The following is a 17,405-nucleotide window of genomic DNA, read 5'->3' on the forward strand; positions in this document are numbered from 1 at the left end:
TACAGAGAGCCTGGCCAAGTGCCGGGTTTTTTTATGCCTGCTACGCTTTCCTTGCCACATGGAGGATCGCGTCATGCCAACCAACGACCTCATTCCCTCTCTCATCTTCAAGCTCAACGAGAACCAGCTCGCCATCGCCGAAGCCGTCGAAGAGCTTTCAAAATGGATCGAGCAGATTCATGGGCCCGCCGACGGGTCGATCAAGATTCGTCAATCACTGGCGAAGCTGGACGACAATCTGGAGTTCATCACGCGCGGCGTTGCGACGCTGATGAACGATTGATGGGTCGTTCATCTCGGGCTTTTTCATGCCTGTCACACTCCCTTCACGCATCAGGATCATCACTAGGCCAAAGGGATTTGGCCCCGTCAACAGAAAGTCCGGCCTAGCGTTGGTCTTTTTCATGCCTGCGTGATGGCTGATGGCCAGAGTGATAGGATGGCGGATCTATTTTGGGAGGGATACCTATGCGGGGATTTGGAATTCTGGCGATCATCGTCGGCGTGATCGTTGTCTTCGGAGCAATGGCAATGGACGTGTCCGTATCAACTGGAATGGGGGGCAGGGTCAACAATATTGGGCTGATGGCTCAACAGCAGAACTTCATTATCGTCGGCGGACTGATTACCCTTGGCGGGATTCTCTTGATGCTTTTCGGCAGCAAGAAGCAAGTCAGCACTCAGCAACTGGCGAGCACCTGGGAAGCGAAAGACTCTCGACCATGCCCATTCTGCGCAGAGCCAATCAAGCACGCCGCCATAAAGTGCAAGCACTGCGGAGCGGATGTTGATGCAGTCGAGAGGGAGACTCCTGCATTTGGCTGGACAGTTCGACTACCTTGCCGACCTGGCGACGAGTTTGAGGCGACCCGCACTCTGGCCGAGAAAGACTCTCTTCCGCTTGCCAATCCTGACGGAAGCGTCGTGGTTATTGGCCCGTACCAGGAGAAAGAAGAAGCTGTAGAGGTGCTTCGACACCTGAGAACACGGCACTCTATCTTTGGCGAGCTTCTCTATGATGATGGTCGGTAGCAGCCTTTAGTCTCGCATGCCACGTCAAGGAGCCCGCCGCTGAGCGGGCTTTTTTATGCTTGTCAGAACGGCGCCTCTTCCTCCAGCAACCCCTCCTCCCAATCCTTCTCAACGATCAAGTCGTCGCGATCCTCGGCGTTCTGCTGTTCCCACCGCACTGTCACGCTCTCGTCATCGTTGAACGTCAGGTCCAGCTCCGGCGTTTCAGCAAGCAGCCCCATCACCTCCTCCCAATCCGCATCGCCATCCGTGTCTAGCCGATGGATCGTCACCCATCGCTGAGACTGAGCAATTGGGTGGTTGATCATCGAAGAGACCCGTAGCCCGAGTCGCTCTAGTCCGGTCATCTCCTGGCGAGCTTGTGGTGCCGCCTTCCTCTGCTTGGCCATAACTCAACCTCCTTTACTGTATATCCATCCAGCATTAAGCACGAGGATACATCACGCCTCGTGAAACGTGAACCCGCCTCGTAGGGAAAATCTTTAACACACCCATGGAAAAATAAATCACGATGCGTGTTGACATTAAAAACACGATGCGTGATATTTACTTCACGCAGTCACCCAACAGGGACCGCGCAGGCCCTCAAGGCCAACCGCTCTTTAACAACCAGATGGACGCCGAGCTGGCCGATGCATAGCCAGCGGACGTACCGCGCAACGGTACGCAGCGATTCGACCTCATGTCGGCGCTGGGCATAGGAGACCTCATTCGGAGGGCGTAGCTGGTAAAGCTGCGTGGTGATTAGTACGGCGGCTTGGCCCTAACGGGCGCCCTGAAAATCACGGACGGGAAAGCGACCGTCGGCCTATGCAAGAGAAAGAGATTACCGGCCTGCCGAGTGTAGGCCGGATGCTCTCCAGGTGACCCTATCCCAGGGTCACGCGGAGAGCAAACCATGAGCAAAGAAACTCTATCGATCGAAGTAAAGCTTCCGCAGCCTGGCGATGAAGCGTTTGAAGCGCTTGTTGATCAGATTGCAGAGGCCGTTTACCGGAAGGTCACCCGCCGGCTATCCGAACCAGAGGATGCCGAATCAGGTGATCTTGAAAGCCCCGCTCTTACCTAGGGTGTTCTTGATCATGTCCTGAACCTCCTGCTCTGCCTTGGCTCGCAGGGCATCCATTACTTCCTGTTTATCGCCTACATCGATTCCGCACTCTGCGCAGCGGACCATCTGGTCTGCTTCGCCTTCATCGGGAACCATAAAGCTCTTGCTGCCGCATGCCTTGCAAGTTGCTGAAACTTCCATTTTTTCACCTATTCGCAGGTTGGTTGTTGGCACTTCCATCCTATCGCGGATCGCGTCACCTGCGCAGTGGTGAGCAGCCGGGGCTGACCGGCACCTGATTTCCTCGATGCCCTTCTCACGAGGGGTATCAGGGAAATCACAAAGGATCAGCAGCATGAGAATCACTTCAAAACAGAAGAAGTTTTGGATACCGCTTGCGGGATTCATCGCCTCTTTCATCGCCTGGGCAGCCGCACTGGGAACCATCTGGGGGATCGTTCTTCCCCTGCCTATGGCGCTGTGTGCCGGAGTGTTCCTGGCTTGCAACATAGAGCCTGTCATCAAGTCGACGAAGGCCTGGCTTGATCGAGACGGCTGGAAGTAACCGGACGAACCTGGAGAGAGCCATGAAAACGAGAACGGTCAAGATCAAGGCTGACGCACCGGAACTGGCAGAGTTGAGTGATGCCATTGGCAGGGCTCAAGGAAACCAAATCCTGGAGGCTGCGCTTAGCCAGTATGTGAGTCGGCTGGTTGTAGCAACCATGGCTGATCCCCGATTCCGGAAAAGCCTCTCTGAAGGTGCTGAAGTGGCGAAGGCCAGGGCGAAACAAGAGCGTATCGAAAATCTCCGCGTTGAACTCGCGAAGCTGGAAGCCGAGTAATCCAAATCGACCGTCCTGGAGGGCGCGGCAATGCCTAAAAAGGCCTATGAGTGCGGCTCCTGCAACGAAGTGCATGAGTTTCACCACGAAGCAGAAATGTGCTGCCAGCCGGAAGTCAACGACGTCTGGCTGTGCGATGCGTGCGACGAAGCACACGACGAGAAGGAAGACGCCGTGAATTGCTGCGCCGGCAAGATCAAGGCCCGCGGCGCAGAAACCGTCCGGTGCCCATCATGCTACCGCGACCAAGGCCTGGTTCTGCACGCTGCAGAAATCGAGGTTGCCGGGCACTGCTCTGAGTGCAACCCGCATTACTCAATCGACGACACATTCAAGATTGGCGATTTGGTTGAACAACGAATCGCCGAGGTAATGAATCCCTGACAGCCGGAAAGACGGCCCGATGCCCTGCTACCCATCGCAGGCTGCATCGGAGTGTGATCTGAATGCGCAGGCTGATGCGCAAACCTAGTCTCGTTGGCGAGCTACTGAGACATCACAGAGTTAGGCCGCCAAGCCGGAGAGAACGCAGCACCGGCCAGATCACACCCCGATGCAGAGAAGCGCCCAGCTCCGGGCGCGGTTACCGAAGTACCTGTGGACGTCCCTTCCCTCGCACTGGGGGTAAACGAATTGCGCCGCTGGATGGGTCCACGCCAAGCCAGCTGCTGGGGTAGTGCCCAGTCTCTGTATCCCCTTCCCTTAAATACGACCCAAGGAGACGCAAATGCTGACGCATGAGCGCCTGCGTGAGCTGTTGGCGTATGACCCGGAAAGCGGGGTCTTCACCTGGCTCCAATCGAAAGGAACACGCGTAGCTGGCAAGCCTGCCGGTTACATCTGCTTGGACAAGGGCATGTACGTGACCATCGACAAGAAGGGTTACCGCGCCCATCGGCTCGCCTGGTTCTATATGACCAAAAAATGGCCGGCCGATCAGGTAGACCACATCGATCGAAACCCCAATAACAACGCTTGGGCGAACCTGCGCGAAGCCACTGCATCGCAGAACAGCCAGAACACCAGCAGATCCTACCGCAGCGTCAGCGGCGTGAAGGGGGTCACCTGGGACAAGCATGAGGGTATGTGGCGCGCAGCCATTACCTGCAACAAGGTGGTTCACGTCCTTGGTCATTTCACTGACGTGCAAGCCGCGGCGCTTGAGGTTGCAACGGCGCGCGACAGGCTCCACGGCGAGTTCGCTTGCCACCTTTAACCCTTTCCAACAATCGACCGCATTAGGCAGGTGCCAGGCCAGTCTCACGGCTGGGTTTGGTCACCCATGCTTGGTATCTGGCCAATGCGGTTGCACTGTACCGCCACTCTGGAGGCGACCATGGACCACGAACTCTACGCAGACAGCGCTCAGGCCCGAGCTCTGGACCGGCGCATGTCCAGTGATGACGACCTTCACTGGTCGCAAGGCATCACTCCAGAGGAAGCTGCAGAGAACAACCGCGCTTGGTTGGAAAGACTGCGCATACAGAACGAATCAAGGGCAGCAAGCGCGAAGAAGGTTCGCCTCGCGGCTCTCGCCAAGATGGAAGCCATGTGCGGACGCAGCGCTGCCGCAAGGGGGATCTGATGAATCAGCAAGATCGCCTTCACCTGAAGGCCGTCGGCCTGATCGACACCGCAATCAAAACGCTGGCCAACTCCAAGCCTGAGATGCACCTGGTCCACTCAAGCGCAGCGCACACCGCAGTAAGCGTTAGCCATGAGCTGAAGGCAATCAATGGCTCTGAGTACCTGCACTACTGCGAACGCATTCGGACGATAGACGCCCGCTTCATGGGTATCACTGAGCAGAGGGTTACAGCATGAGCACCGCACCGGTTAAATCCCTGATCGACGAACAGCTCGAACAGATCGAGCGCACCCTGGCAGTGATCAGTTTCGGCATCCCCTTCAATGAGGTCGTTGGCCTTCCTCGGGAAACCCCGGTAACCAGCCTTACTCGGCGCCTTGCCCCGACGATGAAGGGACGACGGATCGCCATTCGGGTGCGCCCATGACCAGCTACCGAAGAGCCAAGCGCATTGCCTGCTGTCGCGGATCAGCCATCACCCTCCTGCTTTGCACCACCTGGATGCTAGCTAGCGCGTACGCCGACACCCTCACCCACTGAGGCTCCCATGTACACAGCACCCCGCCTGGCCGCCCAGTACGACTGGATGACGGCCGGATCGTTCACGCCTGAGCAGTACTCAGGCAATGAGCGCAAAGAGTACGAAGACGAGGCCGCCCGGATCGAGCGGCAGTGGGACAACCAACCGAACTGAGGTAACACACGATGTTCAAGAAAGCCGAACGCAAGCAGGCCAAGCTACGGCTGGCACTTGCCGGGCCATCTGGATCAGGTAAGACCTTCTCCGCGTTGCTCATGGCCAAGGGCCTTGGCGGTCGTATCGCGGTAATCGACACCGAACACGGCAGCGCGTCGCTGTACGCCGATATCGCTGACTTCGACGTGCTTGAGCTACACGCGCCTTACTCGCCTGAGCGATATGCCGAGGCGATCACCGCCGCCGAGCAGGCCGGCTATGGCGTTCTGATCATTGATAGCTACTCGCATGAGTGGACGGGTTCCGGAGGATGCCTGGAGGCCAACGAGAAGCTGGCCCACCAGAAATTCAAGGGCAACACCTGGGCGGCCTGGAACGAAACCACGCCGCGTCACCGCAAGCTCACCGACAAGATCCTGACCAGCCCGTTGCACATCATCTGCACCATGCGCAGCAAGACGGAGACGGTCCAGGGTGAAGGCAAAAAGGTGATCAAGCTCGGCATGAAGTCAGAGCAGCGCGACGGGACGGACTACGAGTTCACCGTGGTGATGGATCTCTCGCACGACGACCACAGCGCTATCGCCAGCAAGGATCGCACAAAGCTGTTTTCGGGCCCTGAGCTGATCAGCGAAGAAACGGGGCGGATGCTGCTGAACTGGCTGAACTCCGGCGTAAACCCGGAGCAACGAGCCAAAGAGCTTCTCGTCGACTCTATCGCTGACATCGCCAAGGCTCCGAACATGGCAGACCTTCAGGCAGCTTTCAACGCTGCCAAATCCATTGCCATGGGCTTCGACGACCTAATTGCCCAGGTCATAGCCGCAAAAGACAAACGCAAGCACGAACTCACCCCTCAGGAGCAATCGGCATGAATGCCTGCATCTTCGACAGCGAAACCACTGGCCTGAACGACCCTCAACTGGTCGAGGCTGCGTACCTGCAACTGGCTGCCATTCCTGATCTGCCGGTGGCCACCGAGTTCCTTCAACGCTACAAGCCGGGCAAGCCGATCGAGCTCGGCGCCCTGGCCACCAGCCACATCCTCGACGAGGAATTGGCGGACTGCCCGGACCACACTGAATTCCAACTGCCTGCCGAGATCGAGTACCTGATCGGGCACAACGTCGACTACGACTGGGGAGTCATCGGTCGACCAGAGATCAAGCGGATCTGTACTGCGGCTCTGAGCCGTCGTCTTTGGCCAGACGCCGACACCCACACGCAGTCGGCAATGATCTATCTGCACTACCGCAGTGAGGCTCCTGGACTGCTGCGCAACGCCCACGCCGCGCTGGACGACGTGAAAAACTGCCGACTGCTGCTGATCAAAATCCTCGAAGCCCTCGCGGCTGAGCTTGGTCGACCCGTTGCTGACTGGGAAGAGCTCTGGACCATCTCCGAAGATGCGCGAATCCCCACTGTTATCGGCTTCGGCAAACACCGCGGCGCCAAGTTCGCTGAATTGCCAGTCGACTATCGCCGCTGGCTGTTGAATCAGCCTGACCTTGACCCATTCGTCCGAAAAGCACTGATGCGCTGACGCGTTAAGCCAAGGAGATCACATGGACTACCTAACCCAGTCCTATGCAGAACGCCAGGCGCAACTGGAGGCAGCGAAAGCTGCCTTCTTCGCATCTGGAGGTCGGGCAGTCAAGCTGGCTGGATTCACCTACAAGCCGCTTCCCTTCCGGCGGCACCCAGAGCCAGCCCAGAAGATCCCGAAAGGCGTTCAGCACGGCGCCCGGCAACAGCGTTCAAAAGAGCGTGCAGCCTTGATCGCCGAAATGGCCAAAACGATGACCTGCCGGGAAGTCTCCCAGAAGCTAGGCATCCCACAGAACACCCTGTGGACGATGTCGCAGCGGGAAGACTTCACGTTTGCCCCGGGCTGCCAGGGTAAGCGGAAGACGCCATACACCGACGCGGCGGCAGACGCGAAGCTGGCAGAACGAATCACCGCCCTTCGGGATGCCGGCCTGACTCGCCACCAGGTGGAGAAGAAGATCGGGATCGGCAACGGGACACTGGTTCGAATCCTCAAAGAGTTCGACACCGATTTCCCGAAGCGGGGTGAACGACGTGAAGCCTCCAGTCGAGAATCATCATGAAGGCTCGACGGTTTCGCCTCATCTATCCCACGGCCTATTACCAAGGCCGGGCCTGCCGCCAAGATGGGAAGTGCCGCCTCTCCCAGCCCTACGGCAATATGACCGTAGACGGCGGGTGGTGGCTCGCGGGCTGGCACGACACTGATATGGAGCTATCCCATGAAACTCAAACGAATGGCCCTGCAGCGCCACCAGCGCCGGGCACAGGTTCACTTGCCGCCTAGCGGATTTAAGGGGGTTCCGAATGGCGATGACGCAAACACAGCGCGACGAGCGCCGCCGCTTGAAGGCCGCCAAGCTTCAGGAAGAAGACCTGCGCTTGAAGGTTCGACCAGGGACTAAGCAGGCCCTGCTGGAACTGATGGAGTGGGCCGGGATCGAGGAACAGGGCGAGGCGATGACGCTGATGATTCATCACCTACATGGGTTAGGCCCGGGCGCTGCTGTTCCGCTGCTGACACCTCCGCGCCACGAAATCACGGTGTCACCGGCTGTGGTGCGGAAGCTTGAGAATTTCCGGGCGCGTGAAGCGCTGCGGATTGGAAGCGAATCCTAATTAGATCTTCCAGATCGTCTCCAGATGCTCCAGATAAGTATGGGACGCAGCCTTGTGCTCAGTGCCGCTGGAATTTTTCTCACCCATTACCGAAGACTTGGCATCAGCAAAGAGTTCGGCGGTGGTAAGGCTGGATCGATTCTTCTTGATCAGCGTAAACACCAGGTGCTCCAGAGCGTCAATTTGTGCCTGTTGACTCATATTTTCCTCCTTGTATCCGGCCCCATGCCGGTCACCCGTAATACCCCATCCCAAACCAAATTGCCACCATGCCCAATCCGGCCACGGAGGGCGGCGCATGCATGGAGAAAGCCATGAGCGATACCGAAGCCAGCCAGAGCCTGGCAACAGGCCACCCTTTATCAGCCGACACCTGGTCTGACTTTGTGGCCCGACTTCGTCACCACTGCAACGGCCAGGGTGTGAAATGGCACCACACGGCGTGCGCCCTGTTCACCGTGGAGCAGAAACGAATCGACTACGGCTTCGAGCCTGACTACGCCGAGGGATTGGTGGTCTGCCTGGAAGACCGGTCGTGGCTCAGCCCAGATGAGTACTGGGCGGATCTCGATGAGGATGAGCGGGAGGAAATAAACCGAACAATCCAGGACAGGAACGAGTGTGATTTTCTTGAGCTTGATGCCGATGACCAGTGGGAATTCCTGGCCGAGCTAGACGACCACACCGTCACTGGCTGGAACAAGAGATGGGAAATCGTGAACAGTCACTTCACCAAGGAAGCGGCCGAAGCGTTCATTCGCCGCAAGCAGCATGACTACCCAGAGCTGAGGGTCTACGTCGAGTCCCAGTACTACGCCTGGGAGTTTGAAGCGATCAAGGCAGCCATTCTCGACGGCACGCTGATCTACCAGCCAAAGCCAGCAGCTGACAACGCCGAAGCTGCCTGACCATCCAGTGCTGCCCGCCAGCCCATCACGACCTCAAAGAATCAAAGCGGCGAAACCATCCGCTCAGTCTTCCTGCCGAGCGTCAGCCATCGCAGGAGCCCGCTTAAAAATCAGCGTGAAGCTACCGGTAAGCCGTTGACGGAGTCCCCTCGGCATCTCGAACGCGAAATGGATCAGCCATGAGCCGTCCCCTAACAGGAACGTATCGCCACGATATCGCTCAACTTCAAGCTCATCTATTCCGATTGCAAGTGCAATTTCTCTGTTTGTTGGCGCGCCGCGCATCGGTATAGCTCCCTTCGGCACAGTTCCATAACGAATACGAATAGCCCACTTCAACGAATCACGCCACCCCGGCGAGGGCGGCGCCTGCACGCAAGGACCACAACATGACCTGTATGACCTCCCTCGCCCTGCCCTTCGAAAAAGAGCTGGTTGTCGATCTATTCGCCGGCGGCGGCGGCGCCAGCAGCGGCATCGCCGAGGCATACCGCGAGCCAGACGTGGCGGTAAACCACAATCCCATCGCTCTGGCCGTGCACCGCGCGAACCACCCGAACACCGAGCACTACGTGGCCGACGTGTTTGAGGTCGACCCAATCCTAGCCACGAAGGGTCAGCCAGTCGGAATCCTGTGGGCATCGCCCGACTGCCGCCACCACAGCAAGGCCAAAGGCGGCAAGCCACGCAACCGCAAGATTCGCGGATTGGCCTGGGTCATCATCCGCTGGGCTTACCAGACCAGGCCGCGCCTGATCTTCCTTGAGAACGTTGAAGAGTTCGCCGACTGGGGGCCGCTCGACGATGAGGGCAAGCCGGTCAAGGCCGAAAAGGGCCGTACCTTCAAGGCTTTCGTCAACGTTCTGGGCAGCGGCATCCCGGAGGATCACCCAGACCTGCCAGAGATCTTGGCCGAGATCGGCGAGCACGTACCGAAGGAAGCGCTGGTTCGCGGCCTACGCTACAACTTCGATCACCAGGTACGGGTAGCTGCAGATCAGGGCGCCCCAACCATCCGCAAGCGCCTGTACGGTATCGCCCGGCGCGACAGCAAGCCAATCGTCTGGCCGTCGCCGAAATACCACAAGAATCCAGCCAAGGGCCAGAAAGCCTGGCGTTCTGCCGCCGAGTGCATCGACTGGGAGCTGGAGGGCCGCACGATCTTCCGCGAAGACGCCTTGGTGGAGAACACCATGAACCGTATCGCCAAGGGCCTGTGGCGCCACACGCTGGCCTGCAACGATCCATTCATTGTCCCGCTGCGCGGCACCTCGAAATCACACACCAGCACGCACAGCGTCGAGGATCCCGTATCGACCATCAGCGGCGGCGGCACCCACCACGCGTTGGTACAGTCAACAATGGCTGTGGCCGGTTGCCTGACCGAGCATGCTAACGGCTCAACACAGCGCACCTTCGACGCCGAGGAGCCGCTTCGGACGCAAGTGGCCCAGATCAAGGGCGGACACTTTGCGCTGATCACCGCCAGCTTAGTCACCTTGCGCAGCGGTTGCGTCGGGGCTCCAATGGCCAACCCGGTCGGCTGTATCACCCAGAGCGGTGGGCACCACGCCATCGCCTCAGCCCACCTCGAGCAGGCGAACGGCGGGTTCTACAAGGGCGACGGGCGGAGCGCTGTGGATCCCTTCTCGACGATCCTGGGCAAAGGGTCCAACCAGCGGCTGGTCACTGCCTATCTGGTCAAGTACTACGGCGCGGAGAAAGACGGCATCTCCATGCGAGAGCCAATGCACACCATCCCGTCTAAGGACCGGATGGCGGTCGTCCAGGTCGTCCAGTTACACAGCCATACGCTGTCGGACGATCAACTGGCAGGCGCCCGCCAGTGCGCAGCCTTCTTGCGCAAGTATCTGCCACAGCACTTCACCGAGCACGCCGACGTGGTGATGGTCGGCGACTACGTGATGGTCGACATCACTCTACGAATGCTCAAGCCGCAAGAGCTGAAGCGTGCGCAAGGCTTCAGGGCTGACTACATCATTGATCGCGGACTGTTCCTCGATGAGGAAACTGGCCAGCTGTACTGGAAAGGAATCTCAGGCGCCAACCAGGTAAAGCTGCTGGGCAACAGCGTCTGCAAGGACGAAGCCCGGGCGCTGGTTGAGGCCAACGCATCGGACCTCATCAAGCTCTATCAGCGCCTGGCCGCCTGACTCGCTTCTAAGGCTAAGCCAAAAAACGGCCGCCTAGTCCCAGATGGTGATCGGCCCCAGAAGATCGTGTAACACAGTCTCTAATCTGGTGATAGTCGGGGCTCTCCCGTCTACGCGCTCAGATTCCAAATACGTCCGTGTTCGTTCAACGTTGAAACTTCGCCCATCTTCAACAAGGGCTCGAAGAATATCTTCGTTGATCGCGTAATTGCGGCAGTCCTGGCAGTCGAACTCGACAAAGTTCGCCACTGGAAGCATCCGATGTGCAGGCGCGCCACAGATAACACATTTGTCTTTACCCATACCTACCTCCTTGTGAGTGTTCGTTCAACTGTAGCTAACAGTTTGAGATATACCCATGCCCACAGAAAACCGATACAGCAACACCGAGGTGGCCGGCGGGCCCCGCGAGCACGAGCTGAAGATTCACACGGTCCCGCTCAATGACCTGCTCAGCGGGGCCAAAACTGGAGAAATCCGTGACTGCTACGACCGGGATTTCGCCGTGGGCGACACCGTCCTGCTTCGTGAGGTCGCCGAGGACCGCTCCTATACCGGTAGGACCGCACGACGAACCATCACCCATGTCCAAAAACACTATGGACTGCCTGATCACCTGTGCGTGCTGAGTTATGGGAAGCCAGCCGAGCAGCACCAGGGCGAGCCGGTGGCGCTTCCATCATGCAAAGCCAAGTTGAGCATGTCTCACGACTGGGATCAGGGGCACTCCGATGGCTGGAAAGACTGCCTCGAAGAAATTTCCAAACTCGGACCGCTCTACACCCACGCCGATTCTGATTCTCTCCAGCGCTCTTGGCAGGCGGGCTATGACACTGCGTGGTATGCGAAAAACCCAGCTGAGAAACGAACATCGGTGAATCCCGCCGATGCTGGCGAGCTGGAGCTTGCTCGCAAGATGCTGCGTAGTGTTCGGCGGCGCGAGGAAAAGTGGGCGCTCCTCTGCGGAGGGCGCAACAACCAGATCGCCACCCTGCGCGCCAAACTGGCCGAGCAGGAGCACTCGGCGCGAGAGCTGCTGCGGATCATCGGCATGAGCGTGCAGGGTTCAGCTGCATACAATCGAGCAGTGGTTGCTTTCCATGACTCCCTGAACGCCGACACCAAGCCAAATTGACCAAAGAGTACATTTGTACTCCAACGCGAAATACCCCTCTCCCCTCTATTGAATAGCCGCGATATGGCGGCCTTGCGTGACGCTAATGGCAAGCTACCGGTGCTCGGCGCTGCTCTTTAGTCCACATGTCCTGATCTTTATACGATCCCTTCCTCCATGTCTCGGTAACTTGATTGCAGTTTCCATTGATGTTTTCGATAAAAGTCCTTGGATAACCCTTCGGCTCGTCACCAATTCTGAGCCAGTCAGGATTGGTTGAGGTCACTTTCGAATCATGTGAACTGCAGGCTGAAAGGGCCGCTAGCACAAGCATCAACATAGCTTTTTTCATACGTTTCCTAGATCGCTCGGCAAGTGCGCCGAGGCTCTATCTTGCCACTTTCCCAATTTATTGACATCCCGGCAGGACTGTCGGGCAAGGATAAAGTCATGCCTCAGAAAAAGTACCAATTAGAGGTTCAGAGCGTCGGCAGCGACACCTACATCGCAATGAGCAAGGGTCACCACGACCTCGAAGAGTTCATGGTCGCGGCCGTGAGGGAATGCCCGGGTTGGTTCCTGGGCGGCCCGCAGCACAAATGGTGCAAGACAGTACCGGACCGGTCAGGTGAATTTGATTGCCGGTATGTGTTCGTCGATGAAGGGACGCCAGGCGCCTGGCCGGCCACTTACTGCTGGGAGTTCGGCGAGGACTACAAACGCTACAACGCCGAGGCGCAGCGATGACCCGCCTAACCCTCTGCCTCCTGCTGCTGGCCACCGGCGCCAGCGCAACCGAGAACGTCATCGATGTGCAGCACGACAGCCAGCGCGGTGTGACCTGCTACCTGCTGAATGGGGTCGGCATTAGCTGCATCCCCGACAGCCAGCTACAGGCCGGCAACGAGCGCCAGTTTTCCCCGCACGAACAAGACACCCCTACCCCTACACAGGCGCCTGCGCTCTGGAATGAAGAGAGGTATTCGCTGTGAGCAAGCCAGATTGGAAGGACGCCCCGCAATGGGCGGAATGGTTGGCCAGGGACAGCTTCGGCGAGTGGTATTGGTTCCAGGCGTTTCCGGACTGCCGACAAGTTCTGTGGCTCGCGGACTACGACACCGAGCATACCCTGGCCGGCAAAAGCGCCTCTGGTGTCGACTGGAAGGATTCTCTGGAGAAGCGGCCATGACAGACCTGATCGAAGTGAAGACAGCCGACCTGACTGGGGCGGCACTGGACTGGATGGTCGCCCAGGTTGAAGCAGTACCCGTTGCCATCGCTGCTCTCCACTATGGAACCGACTGGCGGGTCTACAAACCTGACTTTGGCGGGAAGTACTCGCCGTCAACAGATTGGGCAGTGGGTGGCCCGCTGATCGAGAAGCATCACATCCAGACCAGCTTTAACGGCAAAGGCTTCCGTACCGCGTCCGGAGAGTATTGGTGTGCCTATGTCTGCAGCGATGCCGGCAAAGAGCAGTTGCCGAGCGGTGGAGGCGGCACGCCGCTGATCGCCGCATGCCGTGCAATCGTCGCTGCAAAATTTGTCGACATCGCCAAGGTACCGAGGGAGTTGCTGCCATGAGCGCTGTAGCCAAAGTCCTCGACCCTTGCAGCGCCAGCCGCATGATGTGGTTCGACAAGCAGGACCAGCGCGCACTGTTCGGCGACATCCGCGATGAAGAGCACCTGCTCTGCGACGGCCGAGTATTGAAGGTTGAGCCCGATGTGCTGATGGACTTCCGGCATTTGCCGTTCGAGGCCTCGACCTTCCGCTTGGTGGTGTTCGACCCGCCTCACCTAACCCGCGCCGGCGTCGACAGCTGGATGCGGGCCAAGTACGGGGTGCTCACCTCCGACTGGCGAGAAGATATTCGCCAAGGCTTCGCCGAGTGCTTCAGGGTGCTGGAGCCGGAGGGAATCCTAATCTTCAAGTGGAATGAAACACAGGTGCTGGTAAGCGAACTGCTCGCCCTGACCGATGAAAAGCCGCTGTTTGGCCACAAGTCCGGTAAGCGCGAGAAAACGCACTGGATCACCTTCATGAAGCACCGCGCCTAACCCCTCCCCCTACAACAACTCAAGCCTGCCGGTAGGCGGGCGAGGATGAGTCATGCCCAATTTCCTGACCCGCCTGTTTCGCCGCAAGGCAAAGCCAAAGCGCCAGGCACCCTCTGCGCCCGCATCAACCGGTTACGCCGCTGGCCGCAGCACGGCTGCCGGAAGACCAGACCCAATGCTTGACCCGCTCAACCCCCTGAGCCCGTTCAGTCCTCTGAACCCGGTCAACCAGATCGACAGCTACGAGCCACCCCGATCCCATAGCAGTTGCTCAAGCCACAGTTCTGGCGGGCATGACAGCGGCAGCAGCTATTCGTCGAGCGACAGCTGCAGCTCATCCAGTTCGAGCGATAGCAGTTCAAGCTCCAGCACCGACTACTAACCCTCCCCACCTCTGCCGCCATGCGCGGCGTGGAGATATGCACCCATGGCAAACGCAAGTGCAGCCAGGGTTTCCGCCATCGCCCCGCGATTCATCCGGTTCGGCGAAGCCCCTGGCTACCTCGGCATGTGCCGAGACGAATTCAACAAAACAGTAAGACCCCACGTACAGGAGTTTCCAATTGGAAAACAGGGCGTTGCCTTCGACCGGTTAGAGCTGGACGAGTGGGCAGACGCCTATGTGCAGGCAAAGTCGATTGAAAAAGCATCGGTTCAGGACAACAATCGGCCCCGCAGCGAGCGCCGAGGAGACACCATATGGCGCGAAAAACGATCACCGGTCTCTACGAGAAAGGCGGTGTCTGGCAAATCGACAAAGTCTACAGGGGGGAGCGAATTCGAGAGAGCACTGGCACTGGTGACCGGGAAGAAGCAGAGCAGTACCTGATTCACAAGCTGGAGCAGCTTCGGCAGCAGAAGGTTTATGGGGTTCGTCAGGTCAGAACTTGGGAGGAAGCGGCTACGCGCTACCTCCTGGAGTCAAAGGACCAGCCATCCATTCACCTGACAGCGCTGTGCATGAAACAGCTTCACCCATTCATCGGGCATCTGCCGCTCACCCATATCGATGATCAGGCGCTTGAACCGTTCATCAAGGATCGGCAGACGGCGAAGGTCTTGGATGATGGGCGCGTGCAGAAGCCAGTGAGCAACCGGACGATCAACATCGCGATCGAGCGAGCAGTCAGGGTGTTGACCCTGTGTGCTCGAAAGTGGCGGGATGATGATCGTCGGCCGTGGCTGGATAGCGTGCCAATGCTGAAAAAGCTGGAGGAGAAGAAGTCGAGCCGAAAGCCCTACCCAATGTCATGGGAAGAGCAGTCGATTCTATTTGGTGAGCTTCCAGGCCACCTGCAGACCATGGCCCTGTTCAAGGTGAACACTGGGTGTCGGGAGCAGGAGGTATGCAAACTGAGGTGGGATTGGGAGATATCAGTGCCGGAACTGGGTACCAGTGTTTTCCTGATACCTGCTGACTTCGGCGGGAGGCACGCCCGGTCGGGCGTAAAGAATGGCGACGAACGCCTGGTGGTATTGAACAGCGTGGCCAAGTCGATCATTGAGAAGCAGCGCGGAATCAGCCGGGAGTGGGTTTTCCCATACAACGGCACCGCAATGCACCGCATGAACGACTCGGCCTGGCGAAAAGCAAGATTGCGCGCGGCAAAGAAATGGCAGGAAGAGAACTTGAGGCCCGCGCACCCTGGATTCGCATCATTCAGGGTTCACGACCTCAAGATGACCTTCGGGCGAAGGCTGCGGGCAGCAGGTGTGAGCCATGAAGATCGTCAGTCACTTCTCGGTCACAAGAGCGGGAATGTGACAACCCACTACTCGGGGGCCGAGCTCAAGCAACTGATTGATGCAGCCAACCTTGTCGCTAATGTTGGGCGCAGTACGCCAACGCTTACGATTTTGAGGCATAGAGCATGAAAGATAGCTACGTGATTTTCGATATCGGCACCGCAGCCTATCCCGACGCCAAATGCAAGATTGACCATGCAGACCTTGAACTGGTTTCGGGGTACAAGTGGGGTATCGCATACATGGGCGGCGCTGGATATAAGCTGGCATATGCGAGGACTCGAGTCGGTGGGCGCAAAAATGCTCGCTACCTTCGAATGCATCGCCTCATCATGGGAGCTGAGGCGGGAACCGAGGTCGACCACATCAATGGCGACACCTTGGACAACCGGCGCTGCAACCTACGGGTTGCGACTCGACTTGAACAGAGTCGAAATACTGGCATGCGGAAGAACAACTCCACCGGATTCAAAGGAGTCAGCTACATAGGTAAATTGGGGAAATTCAGAGCCTACATCGTAGTGAATCGAAAGCAGATCCACTTGGGGTTGTTTCAGAAGGCCGAGGAAGCATCTGCCGCTTACGAGAAATCGGCAGCGGAGCTTTTTGGGGAGTTCCACCGGAAAATCGGATGATGTCCCGAAAAAGTCCCCACGCATGAAAAAGCCCAACCTGTGAAGATTGGGCTAAGTCATTGAATTATATGGTCGGGACGGAGTGATTCGAACACTCGACCCCTTGCACCCCATGCAAGTGCGCTACCGGGCTGCGCTACGCCCCGACTGGGCTTGAAACCCGTTCTCGATGTTGCTGAGAACGTTGAAGAATTTACCTTAAGCTTTTGAATTTTGGAAGTATTATTTTCCTGATCCTTCGCCGGGCTATTTCTTCAAAACCACCAGTACATCTTCCAACTCGACAATCATCTGCCGAATCAGTTGTTTGTACTGGGTGGTGTCATCCTTGGCTTCATCACCCGACAAGCGCAGGCGCGCGCCGCCGATGGTGAAACCCTGGTCGTACAACAAGGCGCGAATCTGCCGGATCATCAGCACGTCTTGGCGCTGATAATACCGGCGATTTCCGCGGCGTTTGACTGGGTTGAGTTGAGGAAATTCCTGCTCCCAATAACGAAGCACGTGCGGTTTTACGGCACACAGCTCGCTGACTTCACCAATGGTGAAGTAGCGTTTGCCAGGAATCGGCGGAAGCTCGTCGTTATGACTTGGTTCCAGCATATGCCTCAACTCGGGCTTTCAACTTCTGCCCTGGACGAAAGGTGACGACGCGACGTGCCGTGATCGGGATCTCTTCACCCGTTTTCGGGTTTCGGCCCGGTCGCTGGCGCTTGTCACGCAGGTCAAAATTGCCGAAACCGGACAATTTGACCTGCTCGTTGTCTTCAAGAGCGTGCCTGATTTCCTCGAAAAACAGTTCGACCAATTCCTTGGCTTCACGTTTGTTCAGGCCCAGCTCCTCGTACAGACGTTCGGCCATTTCAGCTTTCGTCAGAGCACCCATAC

Annotated in this window: 31 protein-coding genes and 1 tRNA gene; 26 read left to right on the forward strand and 6 right to left on the reverse strand. The window is 57.9% G+C overall.

The window, feature by feature from the left end:
• The first annotated feature begins 73 nt into the window (after positions 1-73).
• Both IE038_RS20145 and IE038_RS20150 read left to right on the forward strand, forming a co-directional pair.
• Positions 74-283: a hypothetical protein gene (locus IE038_RS20145; RefSeq protein WP_189396178.1), complete on the forward strand. Its 210-nt coding sequence runs from the start codon at positions 74-76 to the stop codon at positions 281-283.
• Between the two features lie 185 nt (positions 284-468).
• Entirely contained in the window at positions 469-1,032 is a 564-nt protein-coding gene (locus tag IE038_RS20150) for a hypothetical protein (RefSeq protein WP_163932472.1), read from the forward strand.
• A 62-nt stretch (positions 1,033-1,094) separates the two neighbouring features.
• Here IE038_RS20150 and IE038_RS20155 read toward each other — a convergent pair whose 3' ends face one another.
• Positions 1,095-1,421, reverse strand: coding sequence for a DUF1654 domain-containing protein (locus IE038_RS20155; protein WP_163932469.1), 327 nt, complete (start codon positions 1,419-1,421; stop codon positions 1,095-1,097).
• A 509-nt stretch (positions 1,422-1,930) separates the two neighbouring features.
• On the opposite strand from IE038_RS20155, the gene IE038_RS20160 reads away from it, so the two are divergent.
• Entirely contained in the window at positions 1,931-2,101 is a 171-nt protein-coding gene (locus IE038_RS20160) for a hypothetical protein (protein ID WP_163932466.1), read from the forward strand.
• Here the strand turns inward: IE038_RS20160 and IE038_RS20165 are convergent.
• On the reverse strand, positions 2,069-2,530 hold the full coding sequence (locus IE038_RS20165) for a hypothetical protein (RefSeq protein ID WP_163932463.1): 462 nt from the start codon (positions 2,528-2,530) through the stop codon (positions 2,069-2,071). The two genes, IE038_RS20160 and IE038_RS20165, sit on opposite strands and share 33 nt — an antisense overlap.
• A 140-nt stretch (positions 2,531-2,670) precedes the next feature.
• On the opposite strand from IE038_RS20165, the gene IE038_RS20170 reads away from it, so the two are divergent.
• The 11 genes from IE038_RS20170 to IE038_RS20220 all read left to right on the forward strand — a co-directional run bounded on the left by IE038_RS20170 (position 2,671) and on the right by IE038_RS20220 (position 7,880).
• On the forward strand, positions 2,671-2,928 hold the full coding sequence (locus IE038_RS20170) for a hypothetical protein (protein ID WP_163932460.1): 258 nt from the start codon (positions 2,671-2,673) through the stop codon (positions 2,926-2,928).
• A gap of 30 nt (positions 2,929-2,958) precedes the next feature.
• Positions 2,959-3,312, forward strand: a complete 354-nt coding sequence (locus IE038_RS20175) for a hypothetical protein (RefSeq protein WP_163932457.1) — start codon at positions 2,959-2,961, stop codon at positions 3,310-3,312.
• A 343-nt stretch (positions 3,313-3,655) separates the two neighbouring features.
• The gene (locus IE038_RS20180; protein WP_163932454.1) at positions 3,656-4,144 is read left to right on the forward strand and encodes an HNH endonuclease; all 489 of its coding nucleotides are present in this window, start codon (positions 3,656-3,658) and stop codon (positions 4,142-4,144) included.
• An 84-nt stretch (positions 4,145-4,228) separates the two neighbouring features.
• On the forward strand, positions 4,229-4,513 hold the full coding sequence (locus IE038_RS20185; RefSeq protein ID WP_189396179.1) for a hypothetical protein: 285 nt from the start codon (positions 4,229-4,231) through the stop codon (positions 4,511-4,513).
• Positions 4,513-4,752 carry a hypothetical protein gene (locus tag IE038_RS20190; protein ID WP_163932447.1) on the forward strand — a complete coding sequence of 80 codons (240 nt, stop codon included), beginning with the start codon at positions 4,513-4,515 and terminating at the stop codon, positions 4,750-4,752. Before IE038_RS20185 ends, IE038_RS20190 begins: the two co-directional genes overlap by 1 nt.
• Positions 4,749-4,943 carry a hypothetical protein gene (locus IE038_RS20195; protein ID WP_163932444.1) on the forward strand — a complete coding sequence of 65 codons (195 nt, stop codon included), beginning with the start codon at positions 4,749-4,751 and terminating at the stop codon, positions 4,941-4,943. Before IE038_RS20190 ends, IE038_RS20195 begins: the two co-directional genes overlap by 4 nt.
• Positions 4,944-5,063: 120 nt before the next feature.
• Positions 5,064-5,210: a hypothetical protein gene (locus IE038_RS20200; protein WP_167523954.1), complete on the forward strand. Its 147-nt coding sequence runs from the start codon at positions 5,064-5,066 to the stop codon at positions 5,208-5,210.
• Positions 5,211-5,221: 11 nt separating this feature from the next.
• The gene (locus tag IE038_RS20205; RefSeq protein ID WP_163932441.1) at positions 5,222-6,088 is read left to right on the forward strand and encodes an ATP-binding protein; all 867 of its coding nucleotides are present in this window, start codon (positions 5,222-5,224) and stop codon (positions 6,086-6,088) included.
• Entirely contained in the window at positions 6,085-6,756 is a 672-nt protein-coding gene (locus tag IE038_RS20210) for a 3'-5' exonuclease (RefSeq protein WP_189396180.1), read from the forward strand. Before IE038_RS20205 ends, IE038_RS20210 begins: the two co-directional genes overlap by 4 nt.
• Positions 6,757-6,778: 22 nt before the next feature.
• A complete protein-coding gene (locus IE038_RS20215; RefSeq protein WP_189396181.1) occupies positions 6,779-7,324 on the forward strand; it encodes a hypothetical protein in 546 nt (181 codons plus the stop codon).
• A gap of 244 nt (positions 7,325-7,568) precedes the next feature.
• The gene (locus IE038_RS20220; protein ID WP_189396182.1) at positions 7,569-7,880 is read left to right on the forward strand and encodes a hypothetical protein; all 312 of its coding nucleotides are present in this window, start codon (positions 7,569-7,571) and stop codon (positions 7,878-7,880) included.
• On the opposite strand, the gene IE038_RS20225 is transcribed toward IE038_RS20220, so the two are convergent.
• Complete coding sequence (locus tag IE038_RS20225; protein ID WP_163932436.1) at positions 7,881-8,081, reverse strand: hypothetical protein; 201 nt, start codon at positions 8,079-8,081, stop codon at positions 7,881-7,883.
• Positions 8,082-8,194: 113 nt separating this feature from the next.
• Here IE038_RS20225 and IE038_RS20230 point away from each other — a divergent pair, with 113 nt between their 5' ends.
• From IE038_RS20230 to IE038_RS20280, 12 genes are all read left to right on the forward strand, one after another.
• A complete protein-coding gene (locus IE038_RS20230) occupies positions 8,195-8,788 on the forward strand; it encodes a hypothetical protein (protein WP_229775703.1) in 594 nt (197 codons plus the stop codon).
• Between the two features lie 389 nt (positions 8,789-9,177).
• Positions 9,178-10,962, forward strand: coding sequence for a DNA cytosine methyltransferase (locus IE038_RS20235; RefSeq protein ID WP_163932430.1), 1,785 nt, complete (start codon positions 9,178-9,180; stop codon positions 10,960-10,962).
• A 358-nt stretch (positions 10,963-11,320) separates the two neighbouring features.
• Positions 11,321-12,097 carry a DUF3850 domain-containing protein gene (locus IE038_RS20240; protein WP_189396183.1) on the forward strand — a complete coding sequence of 259 codons (777 nt, stop codon included), beginning with the start codon at positions 11,321-11,323 and terminating at the stop codon, positions 12,095-12,097.
• A 429-nt stretch (positions 12,098-12,526) separates the two neighbouring features.
• Positions 12,527-12,823 carry a hypothetical protein gene (locus tag IE038_RS20245; protein ID WP_163932427.1) on the forward strand — a complete coding sequence of 99 codons (297 nt, stop codon included), beginning with the start codon at positions 12,527-12,529 and terminating at the stop codon, positions 12,821-12,823.
• Positions 12,820-13,068, forward strand: coding sequence for a hypothetical protein (locus IE038_RS20250; protein ID WP_163932424.1), 249 nt, complete (start codon positions 12,820-12,822; stop codon positions 13,066-13,068). Before IE038_RS20245 ends, IE038_RS20250 begins: the two co-directional genes overlap by 4 nt.
• The gene (locus IE038_RS20255) at positions 13,065-13,265 is read left to right on the forward strand and encodes a hypothetical protein (protein ID WP_163932421.1); all 201 of its coding nucleotides are present in this window, start codon (positions 13,065-13,067) and stop codon (positions 13,263-13,265) included. Before IE038_RS20250 ends, IE038_RS20255 begins: the two co-directional genes overlap by 4 nt.
• Positions 13,262-13,660 carry a phage protein NinX family protein gene (locus tag IE038_RS20260; protein ID WP_163932418.1) on the forward strand — a complete coding sequence of 133 codons (399 nt, stop codon included), beginning with the start codon at positions 13,262-13,264 and terminating at the stop codon, positions 13,658-13,660. The genes IE038_RS20255 and IE038_RS20260 overlap by 4 nt, the downstream gene beginning before the upstream one ends.
• Entirely contained in the window at positions 13,657-14,136 is a 480-nt protein-coding gene (locus tag IE038_RS20265; RefSeq protein WP_163932415.1) for a class I SAM-dependent methyltransferase, read from the forward strand. The genes IE038_RS20260 and IE038_RS20265 overlap by 4 nt, the downstream gene beginning before the upstream one ends.
• A 52-nt stretch (positions 14,137-14,188) precedes the next feature.
• Positions 14,189-14,518, forward strand: a complete 330-nt coding sequence (locus tag IE038_RS20270) for a hypothetical protein (protein ID WP_163932413.1) — start codon at positions 14,189-14,191, stop codon at positions 14,516-14,518.
• A 45-nt stretch (positions 14,519-14,563) separates the two neighbouring features.
• Positions 14,564-14,965 (forward strand): hypothetical protein, encoded by a 402-nt coding sequence (locus tag IE038_RS24560; RefSeq protein ID WP_229775704.1) that lies wholly within the window; start codon positions 14,564-14,566, stop codon positions 14,963-14,965.
• Positions 14,887-16,011, forward strand: a complete 1,125-nt coding sequence (locus IE038_RS20275) for a tyrosine-type recombinase/integrase (RefSeq protein ID WP_229775705.1) — start codon at positions 14,887-14,889, stop codon at positions 16,009-16,011. The genes IE038_RS24560 and IE038_RS20275 overlap by 79 nt, the downstream gene beginning before the upstream one ends.
• Positions 16,008-16,517 (forward strand): HNH endonuclease, encoded by a 510-nt coding sequence (locus tag IE038_RS20280; RefSeq protein ID WP_163932406.1) that lies wholly within the window; start codon positions 16,008-16,010, stop codon positions 16,515-16,517. Before IE038_RS20275 ends, IE038_RS20280 begins: the two co-directional genes overlap by 4 nt.
• 69 nt (positions 16,518-16,586) lie before the next feature.
• Here IE038_RS20280 and IE038_RS20285 read toward each other — a convergent pair.
• The 3 genes from IE038_RS20285 to ihfA all read right to left on the reverse strand — a co-directional run bounded on the left by IE038_RS20285 (position 16,587) and on the right by ihfA (position 17,403).
• A tRNA-Pro gene (locus IE038_RS20285) sits at positions 16,587-16,663 on the reverse strand.
• 100 nt (positions 16,664-16,763) lie between these two features.
• Positions 16,764-17,120, reverse strand: a complete 357-nt coding sequence (locus tag IE038_RS20290) for a MerR family transcriptional regulator (RefSeq protein WP_010222411.1) — start codon at positions 17,118-17,120, stop codon at positions 16,764-16,766.
• On the reverse strand, positions 17,101-17,403 hold the full coding sequence (gene ihfA / locus IE038_RS20295; RefSeq protein WP_002553164.1) for an integration host factor subunit alpha: 303 nt from the start codon (positions 17,401-17,403) through the stop codon (positions 17,101-17,103). Before ihfA ends, IE038_RS20290 begins: the two co-directional genes overlap by 20 nt.
• Positions 17,404-17,405: the final 2 nt, after the last annotated feature.

Origin of the sequence: Pseudomonas laurentiana, from assembly GCF_014648275.1 — a bacterium.
Lineage (GTDB): Bacteria > Pseudomonadota > Gammaproteobacteria > Pseudomonadales > Pseudomonadaceae > Aquipseudomonas > Aquipseudomonas laurentiana.